A 25,594-nucleotide genomic window follows, 5' to 3' on the forward strand; every position below is an offset into this window, starting at 1 on the left:
TATGCTGAAGTTTGAAGAATTAAGAAGTTTTCTTGACGAAAAGGCTGATCAATATAATGCCCCTGATTTTATTGAAAATGATCCTATTCAGATTCCGCATCGTTTTTCTGTCAAGCAGGATATTGAAATTGCAGGTTTTTTAGCAGCAACCATTTCGTGGGGAAACAGAAAATCAATCATTAAGTCTGCTGAAAAAATGCTTGATATTATGGGGAATTCTCCTTACGATTTTGTACTGAATTATTCAGAAAAAGATCTGGAGATTCTTCAGGATAAAAGCATTCACAGAACTTTCAACGGGCAGGACTTTTCTTATTTTATCAGGCAGTTCAATCGTATTTATAAAGAAAATGAAAGCCTGGAAAACCTATTTGAAGTAAAAGAAAATGAAATCAACTTTCTGCACGCTATAGAAAGATTCAGAAACAGTTTTCTGGAAGCTGAAAAGCACAGAAGCCATAAACATATTAGCTCACCTTATAAAAATTCTTCTGCCAAGAGGATTATTATGTTCCTGAGATGGATGGTAAGAAAAGACAAAAGGGGAGTAGACTTTGGAATCTGGGAAAACACAGATCAGAAATACCTGTCCATCCCTCTGGATGTACATACTGGAAATATGTCCAGAAAATTAGGCTTGGTTTCAAGAACGCAGAATGACTGGAAAACAGTAGAAGAGCTGGACAAAGCGATCCGGCAATTTGATGAGAATGACCCTGCCAAATATGATTTTGCATTGTTTGGATTGGGAGTTACCAAAGAACTGTTGTAAAAATAACTAAGGATGAAAAAATATAACGAAAAAACAGAAGTTCTGGAGAAAATAGCAGACAGCATTACAGCGTGGATAGGCTCTATTCAGTCGCTGATTGTACATACCCTGCTTTTCCTGACCTCCTTTCTGCTTCCCATGGTAGGTTTGATTGAATTTGATAAAATGCTTCTCATTCTTACTACAGTGCTTTCATTGGAAGCGATCTATCTGGCGATCTTTATTCAGATGTCGGTCAATAAAAGTCACGAAAAAATTGAAGATATCCAGGAAGATATTGAGGAAATTAGCGAGGATATTGAAGATATTCAGGAAGATATCGAAGAGATCAGCGAAGATATTGAGGAAATCAGTGAAGACATTGAGGAAATTAACGAAGATATCGAAGACATCCAGGAAGATATTGAGGAGATCAATGAAGAAGAGGAGGAAGAAGACCACAATGAAAGGGCAAGAAATGTAATGCTGAGAAGTAATGTAAGCTCCAATAAAAATGAAATAAAAGCTTTAAAAGATATTATCTCACAGCTGCAGAACGAGATAGACCAGCTGAAAAAAGAATAATAAAAGAATCAAAATTTATCTCTTAAAAAAAACAGGCAGGTCGATATCTATTGATCTGCTTTTTTATTATAATTCTAATTTTGCTGATTGTAAAAAATGTAACGATAAGAAAAAATCATTGAGAATGTGAAGGATAAAACAGAAAATACTCTTATAGTGAGCTGTTTTTTTGCATTTTTTTTGTTACATTTGAGCAAATAAAAATAAAATGCTGAATTATAGAATAAAAAACTACCTTTTTCTATTAGTATTATTGTTCGTCTCTGCTTCTTTATTCTCTCAAAGAAAACCACCTAAAAATTTGGTGTCTGCTGTGAATAAGAAGGCTGGGGCATTTATAGACGTGAATGCGGCCGGTTATGCACCTTCCGCTTATACACCTGAGCAGCTCGTAAAAGACATTCTGATCAACGGAGGATCTACCTGTTCTGTACCTAACGTAACCAATGTGTCAATAACTCCGAATCAGTCAAACACAAGCAGTGATCGTTTTTGGGGGTATTTTCATAGGGGAACTACCAATTTTCCTTTTAAAGACGGTATTGTTTTAACAACAGGCCGTGCGGATCAGGCAGGAAACGTTGCGTCCAGTGCGAGTTATACCATACCGGGTGCAGGAACAGACGATCCTGATCTGTTGGTTGCAGTTCCTAATCCAGATCCTAGCGAGCATTATAATGATAATGTAATGTTAGAGTTTGATTTTGTACCCAACTCCACTCAGGTAAAATTTAATTATATTTTTGCTTCCGAAGAATATTCAGGAACTTATCCGTGTGATTATTCAGATGCATTTGCTTTACTGATCAAACCTGTTGCGGGAGGTCCTTATGTAAATCTGGCTGTTTTGCCGAATAATGCAGGACCTGTTGCCATGACAAACATTCACCCTCTTATTACAGGCTTTGGAGGTTGCCCTGCTATTAACGAACAATATTTCGGAGGATATAATTCTTCCCCTAATATTGTGACGAATTACGATGGAAGAACAACTCCTTTAACTGCTGTAGCAGATGTAACACCAGGGGTTGCCTACCACTTTAAAATGGTTTTGTCAGATTATAAAGATCATAGCTATGATTCTGCCGTATTTATTGAAGGAGGTTCTTTTGATATCGGTATTAAAATTGTTGATGAAAACGGAGTGCTTCTGCCTGCAGAAATAAAAATGTGTGACAACACTCCAAAGGTAATAAAAGCACAGGTTGCCACTATTCCTAACATGACTTTCCAGTGGTATAAAGATGGTGTTTTAATTCCTGGGGCAACCAGTATTTCTTATGTTGCAACCTCAGCAGGAGTATACACTGTAAAAGTAATGGTTCCCGGGAACAACTGTCCGGGTGAAGCTACGATTAAAGTTGTGGGAGGAACCAGCCCTACTGTGCAGAATGCTACTTTAAAGCTCTGTACAACCCCTACGCTTACCACTTTCAACCTGGAAGATGCAAAGCCAATGATCAGCACAACTCCTGGAGCAGTCTTTAAATTCTATGCGAACCTGGCTGATGCACAGGCACAAAATAACAGTAATATTACAAATCTCACCAATTATAACGGAACAGACGGGCAAGTGTTGCATGTTCTTGTTTCCAATGGTGCGTTCTGTAGCAGAATTGCCACATTGACGCTAAGAAAAGAAGAATTACCTGTTGCAATACTTAATGCAGCAAAACTTAAAATTTGTTTGGGAGAATCTGTACTGTTAACAGCAGGCGGAGGGGTTACCTATGAATGGGGCGATACTTCAGCCACGGGAGCAACAAGAACAGTAACTCCTACCAAAACCACTACCTATACGGTATATGCTATAGGAGCTCAGGGATGTAAATCTTTACAGCCAGCCCGTGTTACGGTAGAAGTAGTGCCGGCTATTGTTTCTACATTAAAAGGAGGCCATATCTGTAAAGGAGACAAAATTACCCTTGATGCAGGTACAGGTCCCGGATATACCTACCTGTGGAGTACAGGAGATACAACCCAGACCATTGTAGCAAGTACTCCGGGTGAATATTCGGTAACCATCAGCAATGGAGTGTGCTCACAGACGTTCAAAACAAAGGTTATCGATGCAGTCATTCCTGAAATTGTAAAAGTGGATTTTGATGACAGAGGAACCATCATTATTACAGCAACCAATCCTAGTAACGGGATCCTGGAATATTCAATAGATAACGGCGTTACATGGAAAGCCTCCAATATCTTTACCAATGTGCCGAAAAACAAAGTGATTTCCATTCGTGTAAGAGTAAAATATACCAGCTGTGTAGGCTTCCTTGAATTCTTTACGTTTGTAATGAAAAATGTAATCACTCCAAACGGAGATAATATCAATGATATTATCGATTTCAGCGGGGTAATTGATTATAAAGACTTCAGCGGACAGGTTTTTGACCGGTACGGAAAAGAAGTATTCAAAGCAGAAAAAATAAGACCTTACTGGGATGGATATTTCCAGGGGAAAAAGCTGCCTACTGCTTCATATTGGTATCAGATAACCTACGAAGACCCTGCCAGCAAGCAGACTACGGTGAAAACGGGTTGGATACTGCTTAAAAATATAGAGTAATTAAACAATTATTAAAAGACTGACGGTTTTGTCAGTCTTTTTTTTATGATAATGAAATAAACAGAGTTGATATCCTATCATAAATAAATTTGCGTTAGTAACAATGTAAATTGTATTAACCCGAATTTTAATTAAAAAAAATAGTATTTTTGTTTAAAATAATATAAAATGTTAAATAGGAGGACGGGAAATTTATTTTTAGTATTGCTTTTTGCTTTTATAGGAACCCTCATCTTTGCCCAGGACAGGAGTAAGTTACTTGCTGCAAAAAAGCCTGGAGCTGCTGCCATGAAGGCCGGAGCTTTTATTGATGTAAATGCGGCCAGCTATCCTGAATCAGGCTATAGTATTACCGATTTGGTAAAGAATGTTCTTATTTCAGGAGGAAACTGTGTTTCTACCAACGTGAGCAATGTTGTGGTCTCTCCCAATTTAGCAGCGAGCAATCCAAACAGAAGTTGGGGCTTCTTTAATAAGGCAACCACCAATTTTCCTTTTGCTAAAGGAGTTGTGCTTACTACAGGATATGCCAGTAAAACAGGAAACACCTACCAGCCTAACCTGAGTGATGATATTGGAACAGGAGGAGATATGGATCTTGCCACTGCTTTAGGAATTGATAATTCAAGATTGAAGGATGCTACTTTTATAGAATTCGATTTCGTGGCAGCTTCCACCGAAGTGACATTCCGGTACCTGTTTGCTTCTAAAGAATATGATCCTGCCTATCAGTTTCCTTGTAGAATTACAGATGGTTTCGCACTATTGCTGAAAAAAGCCAGTGATCCTACCTATACAAATCTTGCCGTGCTTCCGGGAGGTGCAGGGCCTGTAAGTGTTACCAATATTCACCCGCTAATTCCGGCAGGTTCCTCATCACCGGGGTGTGCTGCTCAAAATGCAGCTTATTTTGCCGGCATAAATTCAGCCCATATTGAAACGAATTTTGATGGACGTACCATTCCTTTGACATCAAAAGCTAACGTTATACCGGGGGAAACCTACCATTTTAAAATTGTTTTGGCAGATTACGATGACTCAAGCTTTGATTCAGCCGTATTCTTCGAAGCCGGCTCATTTGATATCGGGGTGAAGATTCTGGATGCAGCAGGAGCTCAACTTCCGGCGTCTATCAATGTATGTGACAATGCTCCACAGGTTTTTACCGCTTCAGTTCAGGCTTCCAATGCAACCTATCAGTGGTTTTTAAATGGCAATCCGATTTCGGGAGCAACTACAGCTACTTATACAGCAACACAACCGGGGACTTATACCATTAAAGTGACCATCCCGGGAAATTCATGTCCCGGAGAAGCTACTGTTACCATAGTGGGAGGAACTTCTCCTACAGTACAAAATACTACTTTAACCGCTTGTTATGCATCAGGAAATGCTGTATTTAATTTACCGTCGGCCCAGGCATCGATAAGTACCACTCCGGGAGCTACGTTCTCCTATTATGTGAATCAGGCAGATGCAAACGCCGGAAACGCAAATACAATTCCAACCCCTGCAACGTATTCAAGCCCGGGTGGGCAGACTGTATATGTTTTGGTGAAAAACGGTTTCTGTTCTAAAGTTGCACAATTGCAGCTGGTAAAGGCACCACAAATGACAGCGTCTATTGTGCCGCCAACGGTGCTTACCTGTGCGAATTCCCAGATCACTCTGGATGCATCCGCTTCGGTTTACCCTGCAGGATCTACTTTTAACTGGACAACTACCGGAGGAAATATTGTTTCGGGAGGAACTACCCTTACTCCCGTTATTGATGCTCCTGGAACCTATACTTTAACAATAACAAAAAATTATCAGCCCGGAAATGTTAACTGTAATGCCGTTGCCAATGTTACCGTAACAGGAAACAGTGCGCCACCAACTCCGGTACTTACAGCAAGTAAAATGCATACCTGTAACGGAGAGTCTGTAACCCTTACCGCTTCAGGAGGAGTAAGCTACAACTGGACAGGGCTTCCGGGAACCGGAAATACCCAGACAGTATCTCCCACAACTACAACTACCTATACGGTAACTGCAGTAGGAGCCAATGGATGTGTGTCTCAAACGCCGGCTACAATTACCATTCAGGTGTCAGAACCATTCACTGCACAGAATGCTGTCCTGCATAAATGTTATCAGCCGGGACTGGCTTATAACCTTACGGAAGCGCAGAGTCAGATTACTTCTGCAGCAGGAGTTACTTTCACGTATTATGTCAATCAGGCAGATGCCAATGCTGCCAACAACAACTTTATTGCAACACCTACAACATATTCACCACCGGGTAATCAGACGATCTATGTGCTTGTAAGCAACGGAGGATGTAGTTATGTGGTTTCTTTACAACTGATAAGTACAGCTCAGACTACTTTGACGGTAGCAGCTCCACAAACGATTACCTGTACCAATCCGCAGGTTACGCTGGATGCATCTGCATCGGTAATACCTCCGGGTTCTACAATTAATTGGACAACTGTAGGCGGAACTATTGTATCAGGCGGAACAACACTTACTCCCGTAGTAAGTGCAGGCGGAACTTACACATTGACTGTTACTAATGTGTCTCAACCTGGAAACCTGACCTGTACTTATACCACTAATGTAGTCGTACTGCAGGATAAAGCCACACCGGTTGCAACACTTGTATCATCACAGCCTCGTATATGCTTGGGTGAATCCGTAACCCTTACCGCTTCAGGAGGTGCTACCTACAACTGGGGAGGAGGTCTTACAGGAAATGGAAACACTCAGGTTGTTTCTCCTACTGCCACTACTGTATATACTGTGTTTGCCGTGGGAGCTAACGGATGTATTTCTGCAACACCGGCAACTGTTACTGTTCAGGTAGGTCCGCCTATAGCAGGACTTACAGCATCTAAATTAAAAATTTGTGAAGGAGAATCTGTAACATTAACCGCAACAGGTGGGATTACCTATAACTGGGTAGGTCTTACAGGAAACGGAAATACACAGGTTGTTACCCCTACAATTACAACGGAATATTCAGTATATGCATTGGGCGGAAACGGATGTAGCTCTGTGGATCCGGCAAAAGTTACCATTGAAGTAGTTCCGGCAATCGTTTCTACATTAGAAGATGTATATGTTTGTGCCGGAGACAATGGAACACTGGATGCCGGTGCAGGACCAAAATATACTTACCTGTGGAGTACGGGAGCAACCACGCAGACCATCACAACCAATCTGCCGGGAACTTATTCTGTGACCATCAGCAATGGAGTGTGTTCAAAGACCTTCACAGCGCAGCTGATCAATCCTGACCTACCGCAGTTCACGAATGTTGTTTATGATAACCATGTCCTTACTGTTACAGCAAGTAATCCTACAGGAGGAACCCTGGAATATTCGATAGACGGGGGATTAACATGGCAGCCATCTAATATATTCAGTGGTCTTTTGAATAATAATATGTACAATCTGATGGTTCGAGTGAAAAATGCAAAATGCGGTACTTCGCTGAGCTTCTTTACATTCGTTATCAGCAATGCTATTACTCCTAATATGGATGGGATCAATGATACAATAGATTTCTCAGGGATCAGTGGTTATAAAGATTTTGCAGCTTCTATTTTCGACAGATACGGAGCAGAAGTATACAAAGCTTCAAAAGGTGATGTGGTATGGAGAGGATCCTTAAAAGGAATCAACCTTCCTACAGGTACTTACTGGTATAGAGTACAGTGGGAGAACCCGGCCAGCAAAAAGCTGGAGCAGCGTTCAGGCTGGATCCTTTTGAAAAACAGAAATTAATTAAAACCTATAATAAAAAATCTTTCAGCAATGAAAGATTTTTTATTTTTATCCGTTAGAAGATTATAAATGGTAAAATGAAAGAAAGGGTTCCGGAATTTTTCGGACCATCACTTTAGATTTGTTTTCACCACTTTATTTTATTCCCACAGTTTCTTTTAAACTAATAACATTGGTACAGAAAAGCATTTAGCTATTCCAATACGTCGTTTTTATCAAATATGTAATGTTTTGAGATGAACGATGTTATTTGTGTTTTGTGAATTGTGGCATTTTTTAATGAAGATTTTCTGTTATATGTTTGTGTTTTTAGTTTTTTATTGTAAATAATATAAATATGTATGTGGTATATTTAAAAAAAAATTAAATTTGTTGAAACAAAAATATTATGAGAAGATATCTACCGCTTTGTTTATTTTTTACAGTCATCTCGACTTTTTTATTTTCACAAAATCAGCCTGCACAGACCAGAAAGTCAGTTAAAGAAGCACCTTCTGCATTGTCTAAAAAAGCAGGTTCTTTTATCGATGTAAATTCTCCGGCTTATATAGAAACAACTTATACCATAGAGAAGATGGTTAAAGATGTACTGATATCATCTGGAACCAATACCTGTCTTACCCCGAATGTAAAGAATGTAAAGATCACGCCTAATCATGCTCCGGATAATGCTAACAGGGCATGGGGATATTTTCATAAGGCAGCTACCAACTTCCCTTTTAAAGACGGACTTTTACTTTCTACAGGGCTTGCAAGAAAAGCAGGGAATGCTTTTGAAAGTAACACACTTAGTGATCCTAATGGTGGAGGGTCTGATAATGATCTGGCACAAGCTACCGGAGTATCAGCTGCCTCTTTAAGAGATGCTGTACTTTTGGAATTTGATTTTGTACCTACCACTTCTCAGATAAAATTCAACTATATATTGGCCTCTGAAGAATATTACGAAGGATATCCCTGTGAATATGCGGATGCATTTGCCATCTTACTAAGACCTACCTCAGGAGGACCTTATGTAAACATGGCCGTTCTTCCTAATGGGGCCGGACCTGTAAGTGTTACCAATATTCACCCGGCTATCAGTGCTTATCCGGTATGTGGAGCAGTCAATGAGCAGTATTTTGCAGGATATAATACCACGAATATTGAAACGAATTTTAACGGTAGAACAATTCCTCTTACTGCTACGGCAACTGTAGTTGCAGGACAGGAGTATCATTTTAAAATGGTGATTTCCGATTTTAGAGATAATAGTTATGATTCTGCAGTGTTTCTGGAAGGAGGGTCTTTCAACATCGGGGTAGATCTTTTAGATCCTTCCGGTACAAAACTTCCTTCCGAAATTAATGTATGTGACAATACTCCTCAGGTGATTACAGCTTCGGTGAATGACCCTAACCTGGTATATCAGTGGTTCCATAACGGAGCCCCGATACCAAATGCCACTACCAATAGCATTACCGCAGTACAGCCAGGTACTTATACCATTGAAGTAAGCGTACCGGGAAATCCTTGCCCTGGTAAAGCATCAATAGAAATTCATGGCGGAACTACACCACAGGCCCAGGATGCTACATTGTTGCTGTGTACAACTCCTGACATTACCACATTTGATTTAAGTACGGTCAAACCGGATATCAGTCCAACACCTGGAGCGATCTTTAAATTCTACGTGAATCAGGCTGATGCCGTTGCACAAAATAATAATTATATCCAGAATATACTGAACTATAACGGTAATGACGGTCAGATCCTTTACGTAGTGGTGTCAAACGGCAGTTTCTGTAGTAAAACGGTTGAATTGAAATTGCTGAAGGAAACAACACCTACTGCAAAAGTAAAATCTTCCAGAATAAAAATATGTCCGGGAGAATCAGTGACATTAACTGCAGAAGGGGGAGCTACTTACCAATGGAGTAACTTTATGGGAACCGGAAATATACAGACGGTAACATTATACCAGACCACTACATTCACAGTATATGCAGTAGGGCAAAAAGGGTGCAGATCTCTGAACCCGGCTACCATAAGAATAGAAGTAACCCCTGAACTCACTTCACCATTAAAGGATGTTGAAATGTGTATGGGAGATGTTGTAACATTGGATGCAGGAGCAGGACCTAACTTTAAATACCTTTGGAGCACAGGAGCAACTACACAGAAAATAGATGTAGACCAGTGGGGAGTGTACAGCGTAGAAGTTGATAACGGAACCTGTAAAAAAACTTTCGAAGCTAAAGTAATAGGGGCAGCAAAGCCGTTCGTTACGGCATTGAATTATGAAAGCATTAAAAAAACAGTGACTGTTACTGCAGAAAACCCTGCAATGAACAATTTACCAAGCAGTTTAGAATATTCTATCGATAACGGAATTACTTGGCAGGAATCTAATGTATTTACCAGCCTTTTGGATAATACCAAATATACGGTTCTGGTAAGAAGGGTAGGTACTCATTGCGTAGGAAGCCTGGAATTCTTTACCCTGCAGATCAATAATATCATTACACCGAATGAAGACGGAATCAATGATGTACTGGACCTTAAAGCTCTTGGAGAATTCAACAACTTTACAGGATCGGTATATGACAGATATGGTGTTGAAATGTTCAGATTCTCAAAAGAAACCCCGGTTTGGGACGGAACAGTAGGAGGAAAGAGACTGCCTACAGCTACCTATTGGTATAAATTCAACTTTGAATATCCGAGATCAAAAGCTCAAATGAACTGGTCTGGATGGATTATGCTGAAAAACAGAGATTAATTGATATTGTAATATAATTAAGAAGCCTTTCAAATACTTTTGAAAGGCTTCTTTTTATTTGTATAAGATGTTTTCTTACTGATTATCTTTCCAAAGATTGGCAAAAAGAATAAAATCTGCGACGCTCAGTTCTTCAGCTCTTTTATCCAGGAATTCATGTCCCTTTAAAGCTTCAGGAATGTTCAAGGTCTTCAAAGCATTGGACAGCTTCTTTCTTCTTTGGTTGAATCCTGTTTTTACGATCTGTTTAAAAAGAATTTCGTTCCCGGCCAGGCCTTCTTTAGGGTTTCTGGTAAGCCTTATCACCCCTGATTTTACTTTTGGAGGAGGATTGAAAACGTTTTCATGTACCGTAAACATATAAGATACATCATAATATGCCTGGATCAGTACAGAAAGTATACCGTAATCTTTAGTTCTCGGTACGGCAGCCGTTCTTTCCGCAACTTCTTTCTGGAACATTCCTACCATCTCAGGAATCAGCTCATAGTGATCTACAATCTGGAATAATATCTGCGAAGAAATATTATAGGGAAAATTACCAATGATGGCAGTTTGCTCATCTTTGATAAAATTAAAATCCTGTTTCAGAAAGTCACCTACAAAAGTATTTTCTGTAACCTTAGGATAATTGTTTTTCAGATATTCGATAGATTCCGTATCGATTTCGGCAAGGTAAATGGTCTGGTCTTTTTCAAGAAGATATTTGGTAAGCACGCCCATTCCGGGACCTACTTCCATGATGTTATTATAGTTCTCAAAACTAAGACCTTCTACAATTTTTCTTGCGATATTTTCATCGGTCAGGAAGTGCTGCCCCAGATGTTTTTTTGCTTTTACACTCAAAGTTTTTTATGATTTTATTAACAATGATTTTCTTTATTTCGTCCCAAATTTCGGAAGTTTTTTTCTATTTTAGCCAAAAATTTTAATATTAATGGCTAAATCTGTAGATGAGTTTAATAAGAAAAGGCTTCGGTCCAGCAATATTACTGTAGTGATAAGTATTGCCTTAGTGCTGTTTTTGTTGGGATTAATGGGGCTTATTTTAATTAATGCCCAAAAGTATTCTGACTATATCAAAGAACAATTGGTGGTGAATGCCTACTTTGATGAAAATTATGACGCAAAAGACTCTGTAAAAATTGCAAAACTGGAGGATGAAACTTTTAAAAAGGTACAGACGTTAGCTCCTGTAAAAAAGGCAACTTATATCTCCAGAGCTATGGCAGCGAAGGAAGCTAAAAAAAGTATGGGGATAGACAGTGATGCATTATTTGAAGAGAATATTTTCCCTTCATCTATTGAAGTTGCTTTAAAACCGGAATATGTGGATCCTGCAAAAATTGATGAAGCGATTAAAGTGATCAAATCTGTTCCCGGTATCGTAGATGTTAAGAACGACAGTACTTTGATGGTGGATGTTTACAATAACCTGAGCAGAATCTTAAAATGGATCTTAGGATTTTCAATACTGTTTTTGGTATTGGCTGTGGTACTGATCAACAATTCAATCCGTCTGAAAATATTTTCGAAGAGATTTATTATTAAAACCATGCAGCTGGTAGGAGCGAAGAGAAGATTTATCCTTAAACCTTTTATCATAGAAGCTGTTATCCTGGGAGCTATTGGTTCCGTAATTGGTCTTCTTGCTCTGGGAGGTGTTTGGTATTACTTTACAAGTCAGATCGGCTCTGCTTTCGTACAGGATAACAATCAGTATTTCTGGTTAGTGATTCTGGTACTTGGTGTAGGGATCTTCATTTCTGTCTTAAGTACTATTTTCGCTACATGGAGATTCTTAAAATCAAACGTTGACGACTTATATTACTCTTAATAATGAGCAAAAAAACAAATAAAATTTCCGCTTCAGATTTTGGAAATGAAGCAGAAGTGCCACAGGAAAACTCGTTCTATTTCGGACAGCAGAACTTCAAATGGATGCTGATTGGGTTAGCATTTATTGTTGTCGGCTTTCTATTGATGATGGGGCCTGATGCCAATATGGTAGACGGTAAATTTGATCCCAATGCATGGAATGACGATATCTTCTCTATCAGAAGAATCAGAATAGCACCGCTTTTTGTAGTCATAGGATTTGCAATAGAAGTGTACGCTATTTTAAAAAGAAAATAAATAGATTTTTATATTTAGAGATTAAGAGATTAGGAAATTCAGAGCATTCTGATTTTCCGGATTTCTTAATCTTTTAATTTTTTGAAAGAATATGGATTTAATTAAAGCAATTATTATTGCCATTGTAGAGGGATTAACAGAGTATCTTCCGATTTCTTCTACTGCTCACATGGGATTTACTGCCAATCTGATGGGGCTTGAAGAAACAGAGTTTTTAAAAATGTTTCAGGTGTCTATTCAGTTCGGAGCCATTTTATCTGTGGTGGTAGCCTACTGGAAAAAGTTTTTTGATTTAAACAATATTCAGTTCTATTTTAAGCTTGCTTTTGCTGTAGTTCCGGCATTGGTATTAGGATATTTATTTGATGATAAAATTGAAGCCGTACTTGGAAATCAGATTGCAATTTCTTCAGTATTGGTTTTGGGAGGTGTTGTTTTACTGTTTGCTGACAAATGGTTTAAAAATCCTAAAATTGATGACGAAAAGGGAATTACCATAAGAAATGCCATTACCATCGGTTTCTGGCAGTGTCTGGCAATGATGCCTGGAACAAGCCGTAGTGCAGCTTCCATCATTGGAGGGATGGCACAGGGATTAACCAGAAAAGCAGCTGCTGAATTCTCTTTCTTTCTTGCTGTACCTACCATGCTGGCCGTAACTGTATATTCCGTTTTTGTGAAAACATGGGGTAAAGAAACTGCCAATCCTCAGAAAGGATATGAAATGATCATGGCTTCACAGGATCACATTATGATTTTCGTGATAGGAAATGTTGTGGCATTTATTGTAGCATTAATAGCGATTAAAGCATTCATTGGAGTGCTTAATAAATATGGTTTCAAACCATGGGGATGGTACCGTATTTTTGTAGGTGTTGCTTTGCTGATCTATTTCTATTTCTTTAAATAAAAAATATTCACATATCCATTCATGACAGCTGAAGAACTGAAATCAGGATACATTTTTTTATTAGACAAGCCTTTGGACTGGACTTCTTTTCAGGCTGTCAATAAAATGAAATATAAACTTAAAAGAGAGTTTGACCTTCCTAAAAAATTTAAAATTGGGCATGCAGGAACCTTAGATCCCAGAGCTACAGGACTTCTTATTGTATGTTGCGGAAAATTTACCAAAAAAATTCCTGAGATTCAGGATGCTCCGAAAGAATACTGGACGGAGATCAAAATAGGAGTGCAAACAGAATCTTACGATACCGAAAAACCGGAAATCCTTCATCAGGATATCACTCATATTTCTGAGGAACAGGTGAATGAAACTCTGGAAAAATTTGTAGGTGAAATTGAACAGAAACCTCCGGTTTACTCAGCTATTAAAATCGATGGGGAAAGAGCTTATAACCTTGCCAGAGCAGGTGAAGAAGTAGAAATGAAGGCCAGAAAGACAACCATTCACTATATCAAAGATATTAAAATAGATTTTCCTGTGGTGAGTTTTACGGTAGGATGCTCCAAAGGAACTTATATCAGAAGTCTTGCTCACGATATCGGGCAGGAACTTGGAGTGGGGGCTTATCTGACCCAGTTAAGGCGTACAAAAATCGGGGATTATGCTATTGAAAACGCCACAGATCAGTTTTTGAATAACGATTTCCGTTTTGAAGGCTTATGAAAATAAAATTATCTCTTTTCTTATTGGGTTTTGCTTTTTGTAAAGCTTTCTCCCAGAATGCTGAGACGAAAAAACCTAAGATGGATTTTTATGTTAACCCATCCCTTAACGTAGGATTTAATATTAATAAAAAGAATCAGAGTAACAATTCGCAGTATATTGAGGACAGATCCGTATTAGGTAATATGACCTACGGTATTACTGCGATAGGAGGTTACAATTTTCTTCCTAACTTTGCCATAGGAACAGGGTTGAAATATAGCTTTATACAGGACAATTATCATTTGCTGTATTGGGTGATTCAGCCGAAGTTTATTTTCTCTCCCGGAGACTGGCCTTTTTATATAGACATTAATTATGGCAAGCAGCTGAATCATTCTGCTGTTTCAAATACTGAATTTTGGGGAGCGAGACTGGGAATGCAGGTTTCCTATTCAAAAAGGCTGAGCCAGGAAGGAGGAATTGTTTTTGAATCACATAAGCTGAAAGAGGGTGTGGATGGCTTCTTCATCGGGCTAAGCTATGGAATCTCTGTTTTCAGCAATAAAAATTATACCGGTTACGGTGAAGACTAATGGAAAAGACACGTATCAATAAATATTTATCAGAAGTAGGATACTGCTCAAGAAGAGCAGCAGATAAACTGTTGGAAGAAGGAAGAATAAAAATTAACGGAAAAATTCCTGAACTGGGAACAAAAGTTTCTGATGAAGACCTTGTAGAAGTAGATGGTAAGCCCATAAAAGAGTCCCAGGAAAAACCTGTTTATATTGTTTTCAATAAACCGGTAGGAATTGTCTGTACTACAGATACCAAGCGTGAAAAAAATAACATTGTAGATTATATCAATCACCCGAAAAGGATTTTCCCGATCGGAAGACTGGATAAACCTAGTGAAGGTCTTATCCTGCTTACGAATGACGGAGATATTGTCAATAAAATCCTGAGAGCAAGAAACAATCACGAGAAAGAATACCTGGTAAGGGTAGATAAACCTATTACTCCAAGGTTTCTTGAAAAAATGAGAAACGGAGTGCCTATTCTGGATACGGTAACCAAAAAATGTGAAGTGGAGAAGATTGATGAAATGAACTTCAGAATCATTCTTACACAGGGACTTAACAGGCAGATCCGAAGAATGTGCGAATACCTTGGATATGAAGTGAAAAAACTGAAAAGAATCCGTATTATGAATATTAAACTGGATCTTCCGATCGGAAAATGGAGAGATATGACGGATGATGAGCTTTCGGCACTTAATTTATTGCTGGAAGATTCAAGTAAGACCGTTGATTAAAATAAAAATATAAAGGCAGAGAATAGATTTCTCTGCTTTTTTGTTGTTCTTATAATGGCTATTTCGTTAGCAGATTTACAGTTTATAAATTTCAGTTTTATATAATTTTCACACCTTAGTGTAATATGTTGTGGTTTTCTGTTTTATGTATTATATTTATTGTAATTAAATAATAACTGAAAATTTTACACCATGAAAACAAAATTTAAACCATTTATTCTTATTATTGCTGCTTTTGCAATACTTACTGATTGTCAAAATGAAAGTGAAAATCATACAAATCCTTATAATACTTCTTTTTTTATAGACTATAGAAGCCTGAACGGAGCACCGGACGGAATGGCTGTCATCGATCTCGATCCTGATTCTCCTAGATTTGGCAGCATTATCAGCAAACTTGAATTAGGCGTCGGAGTTTTACCACATCATATCTATTATAATAAAGATGCAAAAAAGCTCTATACGACTGCTTTAGGAGGGGATTATCTCTATCAGATCAAAGCAGAGGAAGACAAAAACGGAATGCCTAAACTGATCAGTGCTACTCCTGTTGATACAGGTGAAAATACAGTGGGGGAAAATCTATTTTTTACCAATGATGGACGCTTTTTTATGACCTTTATGGGAGGGGCAGGAGGATTGAAAGATGGAAGTGTAGGCGTTTTTAATGCCAATAATAATCAGCTTATCAAAACGATCAAAGCACCTATAGAAGCCAATCCGAATAAATTTATTATGTATCCGCACGGTATTTCCATAAATGAGGAAAAAGGACTTATGATGGTAACCTCAACCATTCATCCGGACCTTACCAGCGGCATGGGAAATACCTGTACTCTGATAGATCTGAATACCTATGAACTGAAAGAAACTTATCAGGTAGCAGACTCACCGGCAGATTTGTCCAGTCCTGTTGAAGTCTTGTTGCTGCGTGGTAAATTCCCACAATTTGCACTTGCTACAACAATGCTTGGAGGTGATATCTGGATTGCACCCTATAATACAGTCACTAAAAAATATGATGCCTTTAGCAAAATATTTGACGGAAGTACACAAGGTTTGGGCTGGGCTCTTGAAATGTATATTGATGATAACAGCAAGCTCTATGTAAGCTTCGCAGACCCGGGTAAAGTGCTTGTTTTTGATATCAGTAATCTTCCTCAGCTAAAGCTTTTAAAAACTTTTACGGCAGATAAAGGAGCTCATCATATGGCATTCTTTAAAACCAGATCAGGAAAAGAAGTAGTGGCTGTGCAAAATAATTTGTTAAATCTTCCTAATCTCAACTCCGGAACGATAAGTGTCATTGAAATTCAGACAGGAAAAACCTTAGGTACAGTAGATTTACGTGCAAAATATGGAATACTTCCGGAATCCATTGAAGGAACGAATGGTCCCAGCAGCTATATGCACCATTAATAGAGAGCTTAAAATATAAACATCCCAGGTAGAATCTGCTGTTCCGGGATGTTTTTTATGTTTTAATTGAGTTTCTTTTTAACAGAAAGCATCATTAAATCCGGATTTACTTCGCATGCTTTATCTCTTTTTATATACATTATTTCACATACCACCTCATCCTTGTCTCGTATTCCGGCTTGAGTTTTAACAGCTTCCAGATTTTCCTGTCGTCAGGATTACTGATCCTGTAGTAGATGATCTTATCCGCTGAATATTTAAAGTAAGGATGGTTTTTAAGCCATTCCTCAGGTGCTTCTGTCAAACTGTATTTAGGAACATCCGTTGTATCTAGTGGTGCAATGGCGATCAGCTTTTGAACCAGTTCTTTATCAATATTGTAGGTATCCATAATCTGTTGCTTATTGACAAAACCACCAAGCTTTTTCCGGAATCCGATGATAGACCCGGCACTTTTTTCATCCAGACCGAATTCCAGCAGCTGTCTGAAAGTAATTGTATTGAGGTTTGTTTTTGAAAAATCCGTCTTTTCCTGTTTGATTTCCTGTTTCCTGTCCGGAATGGCATTTATTTTTATATAAGGTTTAAGCTCCTGGAATTTTTCGGAAGAAATAACGAAGCATTTTTGAAGATCTTCCGGGCTTTTAAAACTTCCTTTTAAAATTCTGTCACGATAATTAACAATCGTGATTGCCTGTTTTTCAGAAAATCCAAGAGCTCTCCAACCTTCATTATCCAATAGATTAGGATCAAAATAAGAGTATCGGATCTTCTCTTTGAAGGAAGAATTTCTGAATGAATTCTTGAAATCTGCGGGCGTATTTACCGGCAGAAGCAGATAAGGTTCAAGCTTACTGTAATGGTCAGAAGAAATAATAAAACACTCCTTAAACTTTTCTTTACTGACAAAACTTCCTCCCAGATATTTTTTATATTTTAAAATTGCTTCGGCCTGTTTCTCACTGAAACCTATTTTCACCCAATCCTGTTCAGAATAAAGATCAGGATTAAATTTTCCGGTCACTGAAATACTTCTCTTTTCGAAATTTTTAAATGGCTGACCCGGATTATCCAGTGTGTTTTCAGGAAGTAAGACAAAAGGCGCTATTGCTGCAAACTTTTCTTCAGAAATTGCATAACACTTTTTCAGCTGTTCTTTTGAAACAAACTTTCCTCCCAGAATATCTTTATATTTAAGAATAGTGGATGCCTGTTTTTCAGAGAACCCCAGTTTCTGCCATTGCACATGGTTCAGGGTATTAGGGTTAAAGTCTGACAGATTAGCAGAGACATGAGCCGCCACTATAAATTTCACATCAGGAAAAGGTTCTTTATCTCTGCTGGTATAGCTTTGATAAGCTAACAGGACCATCAGAAGCAGGACCATGCAGGCCAGTTTATGGTAATAATTTTTTCTCATCATAGAGTAAACATATGGATAAAACCGATATGCCGCAATGACGAGTGTAGAAATGGTTAATTTTGCAATATAGATTGAGTATATTTATTTTGAAAATATACTTATATCATCTTAATATAGAATTATTTAAAGATATTAAAGTACAATATTGAAGCTGAGCGATTATTCTTCTTCTTTATCTCCCAGAGATTCTTTGAGTTTTAAAAGTTCTGCCTTTACAAATTCAAGACGGTCGATAATGGTAATAGTTTCTGAAATCTTGTTGTTGGTAGTCAGGGCAACACGGGCTCCATCAAGAGTATAGCCTTTTTCTTTCACCAGATGATAGATCATTTGCAGATTCTTGATATCTTCCGGAGTGAAATATCGGTTTCCCTTTTTATTCTTTTTAGGCTTAATGATCGGAAATTCCTGTTCCCAATAACGTATTAATGAAGTGTTTACATCAAATGCTTTAGCGACTTCTCCTATTGAATAGTATAGTTTATCAGGTAAATTTATTTTCATTTTACGGCTCCTAAACTTCAAAGATAAAAATTTTTTAAAATCTGAACCAAATATATCTTTAAAACTGCGGTATGACTTTTGTTTGGGAGCTTACTGAAGATTCTATTCAAATATATCTTAAAAATATAAAAAAGATTATTTTTTTTAATAACTTGGTGAATTCCAAAACACTATAATGATATGAAACAGTACTTCTTATTTTTAATAATGATGATTCCTTTTACTGGGTTTTCACAATGGACAAAAACAGAGCTTGGGTCTAAAAAGGTAAAACAGTCACAGGAAAAACTGGAATTTGCAGCACTTTACACGCTGGATGCCGATCAGTTCAGACAGAGCTTAAAGAATGCGCCTTTGCGTTTTTCCAAAGAAAAAGGCATAACCATATTGCTTCCTGTTGCAAGTGGAAAATCAGAACATTTTCTGGTATGGGAATCTTCAAATATGGCTCCTGAACTGCAGGCTAAATATCCGGATATCAGATCGTATGTGGGAACAGGTGTAGAAGATCCCACTGCCTATCTGACGTTTAGCATGTCCCCGATAGGATTTTCTTCCATGATCACCCGCTCCGGGATCTCAGAATTTATTGAACCCTATACGGAAGACCGTACCATCTATGCTGTGTTTGATTCCAATGCGAGAAGGGGACAGGATAAAGTACCTTTTGAAAAACTCAACAGTAATGTCCCGGAAAAAATGCCATTGAAAAAGAAAAGACGTTGTAAATAAAACTTGTCTTTATATCTTTTTGTTTATAAATTAAAAGTAAAGACCTGATAATTGTTTGTTGGGCTTATTGATATTTTTCTACATAAACGGCGATTTTATATAAATGATTAATAAATGACTGTTTATTTATTAATTTTTTAAATTATTAACATTAATTTTTGTTTTATTTTTGATTTTTGATTTATTTCGTTTCGTTTTTCCTAATTAAATTGGTTTTATTTTGCTAAATTAGCACTATATAAAATCACATTTTATTATGAAACACTACTTATTTATTTTATCCCTGCTGGTCCCCTTTTTAGGATTCTCGCAGTGGTCAAGAACTGAGCTCCGGTCTCAGAAAGTTAAAGAATCACAGGAAAAATTAGAATTTTCAGGACTTTATTCGTTGAATACGGATCAACTCAGACAAAATTTAAAAGATGCTCCTGAACGCTTTTCAAACGGAAAAGGAGTTATCATTTCTCTTCCTACAGCCAACGGAAGTTTAGAAAAGTTCCGGGTATGGGAATTTTCAAATATGGCGCCTGAACTGCAGGCCAGATATCCTGAAATCAGATCTTACGTAGGAACAGCATTGGAAGATCCAACTGTTTATTTAAGATTCAGTTTGTCTCCGGTAGGATTTTCTTCCATGATTACCCGGTCAGGGATATCCGAATTTATTGAACCTTACACAGAAGACAGAACTGTTTATGCCGTATTTGACTCCAATGCAAGAAGAGGACAGGATAAAGAGCCGTTTGAATGTGGTACCAAAGATGAGATAGAGAAAAATGCAGCAGGAAAAAATTCCAATACAGCTAATAAAAAGACAGCAGGCTTTAATGTATTCAGAATGGCACTATCCTGTACCGGAGAATATGCACAATATCACCTGACAGCTACCAATACCCCTGCAACAGCAACAGATGCACAGAAAAAAGCAGTGATTCTGGCAGCAATGAATGCTTCTTTAACAAGAATGAACAGTGTTTTTGAAAAAGATCTGTCATTACATTTTAATCTAATTGCTAATAATGACGTCATTATATTCCTGAATCCGGCAAGTGATCCTTATACTTCATTTAGTAATAATTCAGCACGTACTGTTATTTCTGCTAATATTCCTGCTACTGATTATGATATGGGACATTTATTAGACAAAAGAAATGCTAATGGGGTTGCTAATTTGGGAGTAATCTGTAATAATACTTATAAGGCAGGAGGCTATACTTCATGTAATTTTCCTGAAGGTGACAGTTTTGATATCGATTATGTTGCTCATGAAATGGGGCATCAGCTAGGGGCCAATCATACATTTTCCTATTATCTTGATGGGTCTGGAACATCAGAAGTAGAACCCGGAAGTGGTACTACCATTATGGCTTATACTGGTATCCTTGGAGGGAACTATGATGTTCAGTTCAATTCAAATGATTATTACCATACTTTTAATGTCACAGAGATCAAAAATAAGATTAACAGCATTACATGTGGGGTGAATACCCCTTTTGCAGATCCTGCTCCAGGCATCAGTGCAGGAGCTGATTATACCATTCCGATATCTACACCTTATATATTAAAGGGAATAGTAAATGATGTCAACAGTGCATCTTACACCTATACATGGGAACAAATGAATGCTGCCGGCGATGCTGAAACAGATGCAAATTGTATAACATATCCAACTAAACCGGCAGGGCCGAATTTTAGAAGTAAAGCACCCAGCAGTAACCCGACAAGATATATGCCCGATTTTAATAAAGTGCTGGCAGGTGTATTGTCAACACGTTGGGAATCAGTTTCCAGTGTGGCAAGAAATATGAATTTTACATTTACTGCCAGAAGCAATAATCCGCTAGCTCCACAGACCAGTAAAGACGAAATGATTGTAACGGTAAATGCCGGGGCGGGACCTTTTGAAGTAACAGCACCAATATTTGGGCAGTCGTTGAATTCGGGAGCAACTGCAAATATTACCTGGAATGTAGCCAATACCAATCAGGCTCCGGTTAATACTGCCAGTGTAAACATCAAATTATCTACTGACGGTGGACAAACGTTCACAACTATTGCCGCCAATACACCTAATGATGGTAGTGAGCAGATTACGATTCCTTCCGGATCTACCTCAGCGAATGCTTTTATCATGATAGAGGCTGTCGGGAATATTTACTATGCAGTAAGCCCAAGCTTTGTTATTGACTATACTGTGACAGGCGAAAACTGTAATACCTATACTTATAGTGGAGATCCTGTACCTGTTAAAGATGGCCCTGGTGGAAGTGATATCTCTTCACCTGTTGTGAAAATTCCTTTAATGGTCAATAATTCCGGAACCATTACTAAAATTAAAGTTACGCCGGTTGTCACCCATCCGAATGTAAGACATTTATCTTTAGGTATAGAAAGCCCTGTTGGAACTTCAGCTTTATTCTGGAACAGAAGCTGTAATACCAGCTCTGGAATTACCGCTGCATTCAGTGATGCCGGATCTGCTGTTGTATGTGCTTCACCAATTCAGGGAGATGTTAAATCATATGAAAGTTTAGCTATTTTTAAAGGTCATAAAGCACAGGGAGAATGGAAATTATTCGCTTCAGATAACAATCCGGGAAGTGTAGGAAATATTACCGGATGGTCACTTGAAGTATGTACCAGAGAGACCCAGGCGTTAGGGACCAAAGAAACCTCTTCCCCAATAGCAGATGATATTAAAATCTATCCTAATCCAAGTGACGGAAACTTCTTTATCAAGTCCAGAAATATAAAAGGAGACGTTAAAGTAAGTATGCTTGATGCCAGTGGAAGATTAGTGTACTCTTCTGCCTATAAAACTGAAGGTAATGATACCAAGTCATTCAATGTGAATGTACCGAAAGGAGTGTATGTGATCAGCATTGACTCTTCTAAAGGACTCTACAATACTAAACTTATTATCAAATAATACAGCATATTATTTTTCAGTTACAAAGGATCGGTATTTACCGGTCCTTTTTGCTTACTCTTAAATCTGAAATGAAAGAAGTTTACGACGAGAGAACGAAAAAATAAGCATGTTATTTTTGAAATTGTTATTATTTTTCTATATAATTTATTATTTGATATAATAATTAATATAAGTTTGTTTTTGTTGTTGATATTTTAAATTAGTATTGGTTTTTGTTAATTATTTTCATGTATTTCATTGATTTACTGTTGTTTTATTAGTTGGATTGATGTGGTTTTATTAAATTAGCACTACTTAAAATCACGTTTATTATGAAACACTACTTACTTATTTTATCCCTGCTGGTTCCCTTTTTAGGATTCTCGCAGTGGTCAAGAACTGAGCTCCGGTCTCAGAAAGTTAAAGAATCACAGGAAAAATTAGAATTTTCAGGACTTTATTCGTTAAATGCGGATCAGCTCAGACAAAATTTAAAAGATGCTCCGGCACGCTTTTCAAACGGAAAAGGAGTTATCATTTCACTTCCTACAGCAAACGGAAGTTTAGAAAAGTTCCGGGTGTGGGAATTTTCAAATATGGCGCCTGAGCTGCAGGCAAGGTATCCCGAGATCAAATCCTATGTAGGAACTGCATTGGAAGACCCAACGGTCTATTTAAGGTTCAGTTTGTCTCCGGTAGGATTTTCTTCTATGATTACCCGCTCAGGGATATCCGAATTTATCGAACCTTACACAGAAGACAGAACTGTTTATGCTGTATTTGATTCCAATGCAAGAAGAGAGCAGGGCAAAGAACCTTTTGAATGTTCTGTTATCGATGAAGCAGAAAAAAATAATGGTGAAAAAAACAATGTTGCCAATAAAAAATTAGCAGGATTTAATATATTCAGACTTGCATTATCCTGTACCGGAGAATATGCACAATATCATCTGACAGCTGCCGGTACACCTGCTACAGCTACAGATGTACAAAAGAAAGCTGTGGTTTTAGCGGCCATGAATGCCAGCCTTACCCGGCTTAATGGTGTTTTTGAGAAAGATCTTTCTTTCCATTTTAACCTTATTGCTGATAATGATATTCTTATCTTCCTGGATGCTGCATCAGACCCTTATACCAATGGTGGCCCGAACGAAGCCCATGCTCAGATATCCGCAAGAATTGCAGCCGAGAACTACGATATGGGACATCTCATTGATAGAAAAGGAGGCAACGGATCTGCTGGGGTAGGCGTTATCTGTAATAATAATTCAAAAGGAGCAGGATGGACTGCCCACAACTTTCCGGAAGGTGATAAATTTGACATAGATTATGTAGCTCATGAAATGGGACATCAGCTGGGAGCAGGACATTCTTATACATACAGGTCTTCACAGGCAGATCAGAAAGTAGAACCGGGAAGTGGAAGTACCATTATGGCATATACGGGAATCACTACATTGTCAGATGTACAGTTTAATTCCAACGATTATTACCATACCAACAGTATCACTCAAATCAGGAATAAACTGAATAGCCTTACCTGTGGTGTAAACACTCCTTTTGCAGATGCTGCTCCAAATATTAATGCAGGATTAGATTATACAATTCCTAAATCCACACCCTTTGTTTTAAAAGCTACCACTACAGATGTTGCGAATGCTGCCTATACCTATGTTTGGGAGCAGACAGACCAGGCTGCGGCAGCTCAGATCGGAGCAGGTGATATTTCTGCTGCTTATCCTGCAAAACCAACAGGCCCTACTTTCAGATCATTTGCACCGGTAAATTCATTGGTAAGATATTTTCCGGATTTTAATAAAGTACTGGCCGGAGTACTCTCTACCCGTTGGGAAGCGGTTTCAAGTATAGCAAGAGGTCTTAATTTTGCAGTTACCGTAAGAAACAATAACCCGCTGCAGCCACAGGTTTCGAAGGATGCAATGACGGTAACGGTGGATGCAGCATCGGGACCTTTCCAGGTGACTGCGCCTGTATTTGGACAGTCGTTAAACTCAGGAGGAACTGTAAATGTAACATGGGATGTTGCCGGTACCAATGCTGCTCCGGTGAATACAGCCAATGTAAACATTAAATTCTCTAAGGATGGTGGGCAAACCTTTACAACAATAGTGGCCAATACTCCGAATGATGGTAGTGAACAGATCACTATACCTGCTGGTTCCACTTCAGCCAATGCCTATATCCTGATTGAAGCGGCAGATAATATCTATTATGCAGTAAGCCCAAGTTTTGTTATTGACTATACTGTGACGGGTGAAAACTGTAATACCTATACTTATAACGGAGCTGCCGTGCCTATTACAGATGGTCCCGGAGGAGGAGGTATATCTGCTCCCCGCATAACAATCCCTTTAATGGTTAATAATACCGGAACCATTACCAGAATAAAAGTAACTCCTTCCATTACACATCCCAATGTAAGCCAATTGGCTGTAGGAATTGAAAGTCCGGTAGGATCTTCTGCCTTGTTCTGGAACCGAAGTTGTTCCAACAGCTCTGGAATTACAGCTTCTTTCAGCGATTCAGGGGTGGCTGCTACCTGTGCCTCTCCGGTTCAGGGAGATGCTAAATCATATGAATCTTTAGGTATATTTAAAGGGCATACAGCGCAAGGAGAATGGAAGCTTTTTGCAACAGATAATAATGCCGGTAGTGCCGGAATGGTTACTGCCTGGTCTCTTGAAGTATGTACCAGAGAAACACAGGTATTAGGAACTAAAGAAACTGTTTCTCCAATAGCAGATGATATTAAAGTCTATCCTAATCCAAGTGACGGTAATTTCTTTATCAAATCAAGAAACGTAAAAGGAGATATTAAAGTAACAATGCTTGACGCCAGCGGAAGATTGGTGTACTCTTCTGCTTATAAGGCTGAAGGTAATGATACCAAAGCGTTGAATGTGAATGTACCGAAGGGTGTGTATGTGATCAGCATCAATTCTTCCAAAGGAATCTACAATACTAAACTGGTTATCAAATAGTAGAGCCTATTATTTTTTCAGATATAAAGGATCGGTATTTACCGGTCCTTTTTTTGCCTAAATTTGTCAATCCTTAAGATGAGGCTCTTACGGATCAGATGAT

General features: G+C 38.2%; 18 protein-coding genes. 15 read left to right on the top strand and 3 right to left on the bottom strand.

Features of this window, described 5'->3' with window-relative positions:
* Position 1 precedes the first annotated feature (1 nt).
* The 5 genes from ACTJJF_RS15825 (at position 2) to ACTJJF_RS15845 (ending at position 10,437) form a co-directional block, all read left to right on the top strand.
* Entirely contained in the window at positions 2-772 is a 771-nt protein-coding gene (locus ACTJJF_RS15825) for a TIGR02757 family protein (protein ID WP_440700253.1), read from the top strand.
* Between the two features lie 12 nt (positions 773-784).
* Positions 785-1,336 (top strand): DUF1003 domain-containing protein, encoded by a 552-nt coding sequence (locus tag ACTJJF_RS15830; protein WP_065397133.1) that lies wholly within the window; start codon positions 785-787, stop codon positions 1,334-1,336.
* Positions 1,337-1,649: 313 nt separating this feature from the next.
* Positions 1,650-3,905, top strand: a complete 2,256-nt coding sequence (locus ACTJJF_RS15835) for a choice-of-anchor L domain-containing protein (RefSeq protein WP_312299772.1) — start codon at positions 1,650-1,652, stop codon at positions 3,903-3,905.
* A gap of 168 nt (positions 3,906-4,073) precedes the next feature.
* Positions 4,074-7,676: a choice-of-anchor L domain-containing protein gene (locus tag ACTJJF_RS15840; RefSeq protein ID WP_440700254.1), complete on the top strand. Its 3,603-nt coding sequence runs from the start codon at positions 4,074-4,076 to the stop codon at positions 7,674-7,676.
* Between the two features lie 388 nt (positions 7,677-8,064).
* Positions 8,065-10,437, top strand: a complete 2,373-nt coding sequence (locus ACTJJF_RS15845) for a choice-of-anchor L domain-containing protein (protein ID WP_440700255.1) — start codon at positions 8,065-8,067, stop codon at positions 10,435-10,437.
* A 75-nt stretch (positions 10,438-10,512) separates the two neighbouring features.
* On the opposite strand, the gene rsmA is transcribed toward ACTJJF_RS15845, so the two are convergent.
* Positions 10,513-11,283, bottom strand: coding sequence for a 16S rRNA (adenine(1518)-N(6)/adenine(1519)-N(6))-dimethyltransferase RsmA (rsmA, locus tag ACTJJF_RS15850; protein ID WP_440700256.1), 771 nt, complete (start codon positions 11,281-11,283; stop codon positions 10,513-10,515).
* 91 nt (positions 11,284-11,374) lie between these two features.
* Between rsmA and ACTJJF_RS15855 the strand changes: the two genes are divergently transcribed.
* The 7 genes from ACTJJF_RS15855 (at position 11,375) to ACTJJF_RS15885 (ending at position 16,919) form a co-directional block, all read left to right on the top strand.
* The gene (locus ACTJJF_RS15855; protein ID WP_312299764.1) at positions 11,375-12,274 is read left to right on the top strand and encodes a cell division protein FtsX; all 900 of its coding nucleotides are present in this window, start codon (positions 11,375-11,377) and stop codon (positions 12,272-12,274) included.
* A gap of 2 nt (positions 12,275-12,276) precedes the next feature.
* Positions 12,277-12,573 carry a DUF3098 domain-containing protein gene (locus ACTJJF_RS15860; protein WP_440700257.1) on the top strand — a complete coding sequence of 99 codons (297 nt, stop codon included), beginning with the start codon at positions 12,277-12,279 and terminating at the stop codon, positions 12,571-12,573.
* Between the two features lie 91 nt (positions 12,574-12,664).
* Positions 12,665-13,483 (top strand): undecaprenyl-diphosphate phosphatase, encoded by an 819-nt coding sequence (locus ACTJJF_RS15865; RefSeq protein ID WP_276161178.1) that lies wholly within the window; start codon positions 12,665-12,667, stop codon positions 13,481-13,483.
* Between the two features lie 21 nt (positions 13,484-13,504).
* Positions 13,505-14,203 (top strand): tRNA pseudouridine(55) synthase TruB, encoded by a 699-nt coding sequence (truB, locus tag ACTJJF_RS15870; protein WP_440700258.1) that lies wholly within the window; start codon positions 13,505-13,507, stop codon positions 14,201-14,203.
* An 80-nt stretch (positions 14,204-14,283) separates the two neighbouring features.
* Entirely contained in the window at positions 14,284-14,778 is a 495-nt protein-coding gene (locus tag ACTJJF_RS15875) for a hypothetical protein (protein ID WP_440700259.1), read from the top strand.
* Complete coding sequence (rluF, locus tag ACTJJF_RS15880) at positions 14,778-15,500, top strand: 23S rRNA pseudouridine(2604) synthase RluF (RefSeq protein ID WP_440700260.1); 723 nt, start codon at positions 14,778-14,780, stop codon at positions 15,498-15,500. Before ACTJJF_RS15875 ends, rluF begins: the two co-directional genes overlap by 1 nt.
* A gap of 192 nt (positions 15,501-15,692) precedes the next feature.
* A complete protein-coding gene (locus tag ACTJJF_RS15885; protein WP_440700261.1) occupies positions 15,693-16,919 on the top strand; it encodes a YncE family protein in 1,227 nt (408 codons plus the stop codon).
* Between the two features lie 139 nt (positions 16,920-17,058).
* Here the strand turns inward: ACTJJF_RS15885 and ACTJJF_RS15890 are convergent, their stop codons facing one another.
* Both ACTJJF_RS15890 and ACTJJF_RS15895 read right to left on the bottom strand, forming a co-directional pair.
* Positions 17,059-18,342 (bottom strand): hypothetical protein, encoded by a 1,284-nt coding sequence (locus ACTJJF_RS15890; protein ID WP_440700262.1) that lies wholly within the window; start codon positions 18,340-18,342, stop codon positions 17,059-17,061.
* A 159-nt stretch (positions 18,343-18,501) separates the two neighbouring features.
* On the bottom strand, positions 18,502-18,846 hold the full coding sequence (locus ACTJJF_RS15895; RefSeq protein WP_312299749.1) for a MerR family transcriptional regulator: 345 nt from the start codon (positions 18,844-18,846) through the stop codon (positions 18,502-18,504).
* Between the two features lie 180 nt (positions 18,847-19,026).
* Here ACTJJF_RS15895 and ACTJJF_RS15900 point away from each other — a divergent pair, with 180 nt between their 5' ends.
* The 3 genes from ACTJJF_RS15900 to ACTJJF_RS15910 all read left to right on the top strand — a co-directional run bounded on the left by ACTJJF_RS15900 (position 19,027) and on the right by ACTJJF_RS15910 (position 25,491).
* The gene (locus ACTJJF_RS15900; RefSeq protein WP_440700263.1) at positions 19,027-19,578 is read left to right on the top strand and encodes a hypothetical protein; all 552 of its coding nucleotides are present in this window, start codon (positions 19,027-19,029) and stop codon (positions 19,576-19,578) included.
* 256 nt (positions 19,579-19,834) lie between these two features.
* The gene (locus ACTJJF_RS15905; RefSeq protein WP_440700264.1) at positions 19,835-22,507 is read left to right on the top strand and encodes a reprolysin-like metallopeptidase; all 2,673 of its coding nucleotides are present in this window, start codon (positions 19,835-19,837) and stop codon (positions 22,505-22,507) included.
* Between the two features lie 314 nt (positions 22,508-22,821).
* Positions 22,822-25,491, top strand: coding sequence for a reprolysin-like metallopeptidase (locus tag ACTJJF_RS15910; protein WP_440700265.1), 2,670 nt, complete (start codon positions 22,822-22,824; stop codon positions 25,489-25,491).
* Positions 25,492-25,594: the final 103 nt, after the last annotated feature.

Origin of the sequence: Chryseobacterium sp. 22458, from assembly GCF_052044975.1 — a bacterium.
In the GTDB taxonomy this organism is placed as follows: domain Bacteria; phylum Bacteroidota; class Bacteroidia; order Flavobacteriales; family Weeksellaceae; genus Chryseobacterium.

What these genes read in the sequence shown, in the direction of transcription:
- ACTJJF_RS15825 (WP_440700253.1), top strand. Translation starts at nt 2, where the DNA reads ATGCTGAAGTTTGAAGAATTAAGAAGTTTTCTTGACGAAAAGGCTGAT.
- ACTJJF_RS15830 (WP_065397133.1), top strand. Translation starts at nt 785, where the DNA reads ATGAAAAAATATAACGAAAAAACAGAAGTTCTGGAGAAAATAGCAGAC.
- ACTJJF_RS15840 (WP_440700254.1), top strand. Translation starts at nt 4,074, where the DNA reads ATGTTAAATAGGAGGACGGGAAATTTATTTTTAGTATTGCTTTTTGCT.
- ACTJJF_RS15845 (WP_440700255.1), top strand. Translation starts at nt 8,065, where the DNA reads ATGAGAAGATATCTACCGCTTTGTTTATTTTTTACAGTCATCTCGACT.
- ACTJJF_RS15855 (WP_312299764.1), top strand. Translation starts at nt 11,375, where the DNA reads ATGGCTAAATCTGTAGATGAGTTTAATAAGAAAAGGCTTCGGTCCAGC.
- ACTJJF_RS15860 (WP_440700257.1), top strand. Translation starts at nt 12,277, where the DNA reads ATGAGCAAAAAAACAAATAAAATTTCCGCTTCAGATTTTGGAAATGAA.
- ACTJJF_RS15865 (WP_276161178.1), top strand. Translation starts at nt 12,665, where the DNA reads ATGGATTTAATTAAAGCAATTATTATTGCCATTGTAGAGGGATTAACA.
- truB (WP_440700258.1), top strand. Translation starts at nt 13,505, where the DNA reads ATGACAGCTGAAGAACTGAAATCAGGATACATTTTTTTATTAGACAAG.
- ACTJJF_RS15875 (WP_440700259.1), top strand. Translation starts at nt 14,284, where the DNA reads ATGGATTTTTATGTTAACCCATCCCTTAACGTAGGATTTAATATTAAT.
- rluF (WP_440700260.1), top strand. Translation starts at nt 14,778, where the DNA reads ATGGAAAAGACACGTATCAATAAATATTTATCAGAAGTAGGATACTGC.
- ACTJJF_RS15885 (WP_440700261.1), top strand. Translation starts at nt 15,693, where the DNA reads ATGAAAACAAAATTTAAACCATTTATTCTTATTATTGCTGCTTTTGCA.
- ACTJJF_RS15890 (WP_440700262.1), bottom strand. Translation starts at nt 18,342, where the DNA reads ATGATGAGAAAAAATTATTACCATAAACTGGCCTGCATGGTCCTGCTT.
- ACTJJF_RS15895 (WP_312299749.1), bottom strand. Translation starts at nt 18,846, where the DNA reads ATGAAAATAAATTTACCTGATAAACTATACTATTCAATAGGAGAAGTC.
- ACTJJF_RS15900 (WP_440700263.1), top strand. Translation starts at nt 19,027, where the DNA reads ATGAAACAGTACTTCTTATTTTTAATAATGATGATTCCTTTTACTGGG.
- ACTJJF_RS15905 (WP_440700264.1), top strand. Translation starts at nt 19,835, where the DNA reads ATGAAACACTACTTATTTATTTTATCCCTGCTGGTCCCCTTTTTAGGA.
- ACTJJF_RS15910 (WP_440700265.1), top strand. Translation starts at nt 22,822, where the DNA reads ATGAAACACTACTTACTTATTTTATCCCTGCTGGTTCCCTTTTTAGGA.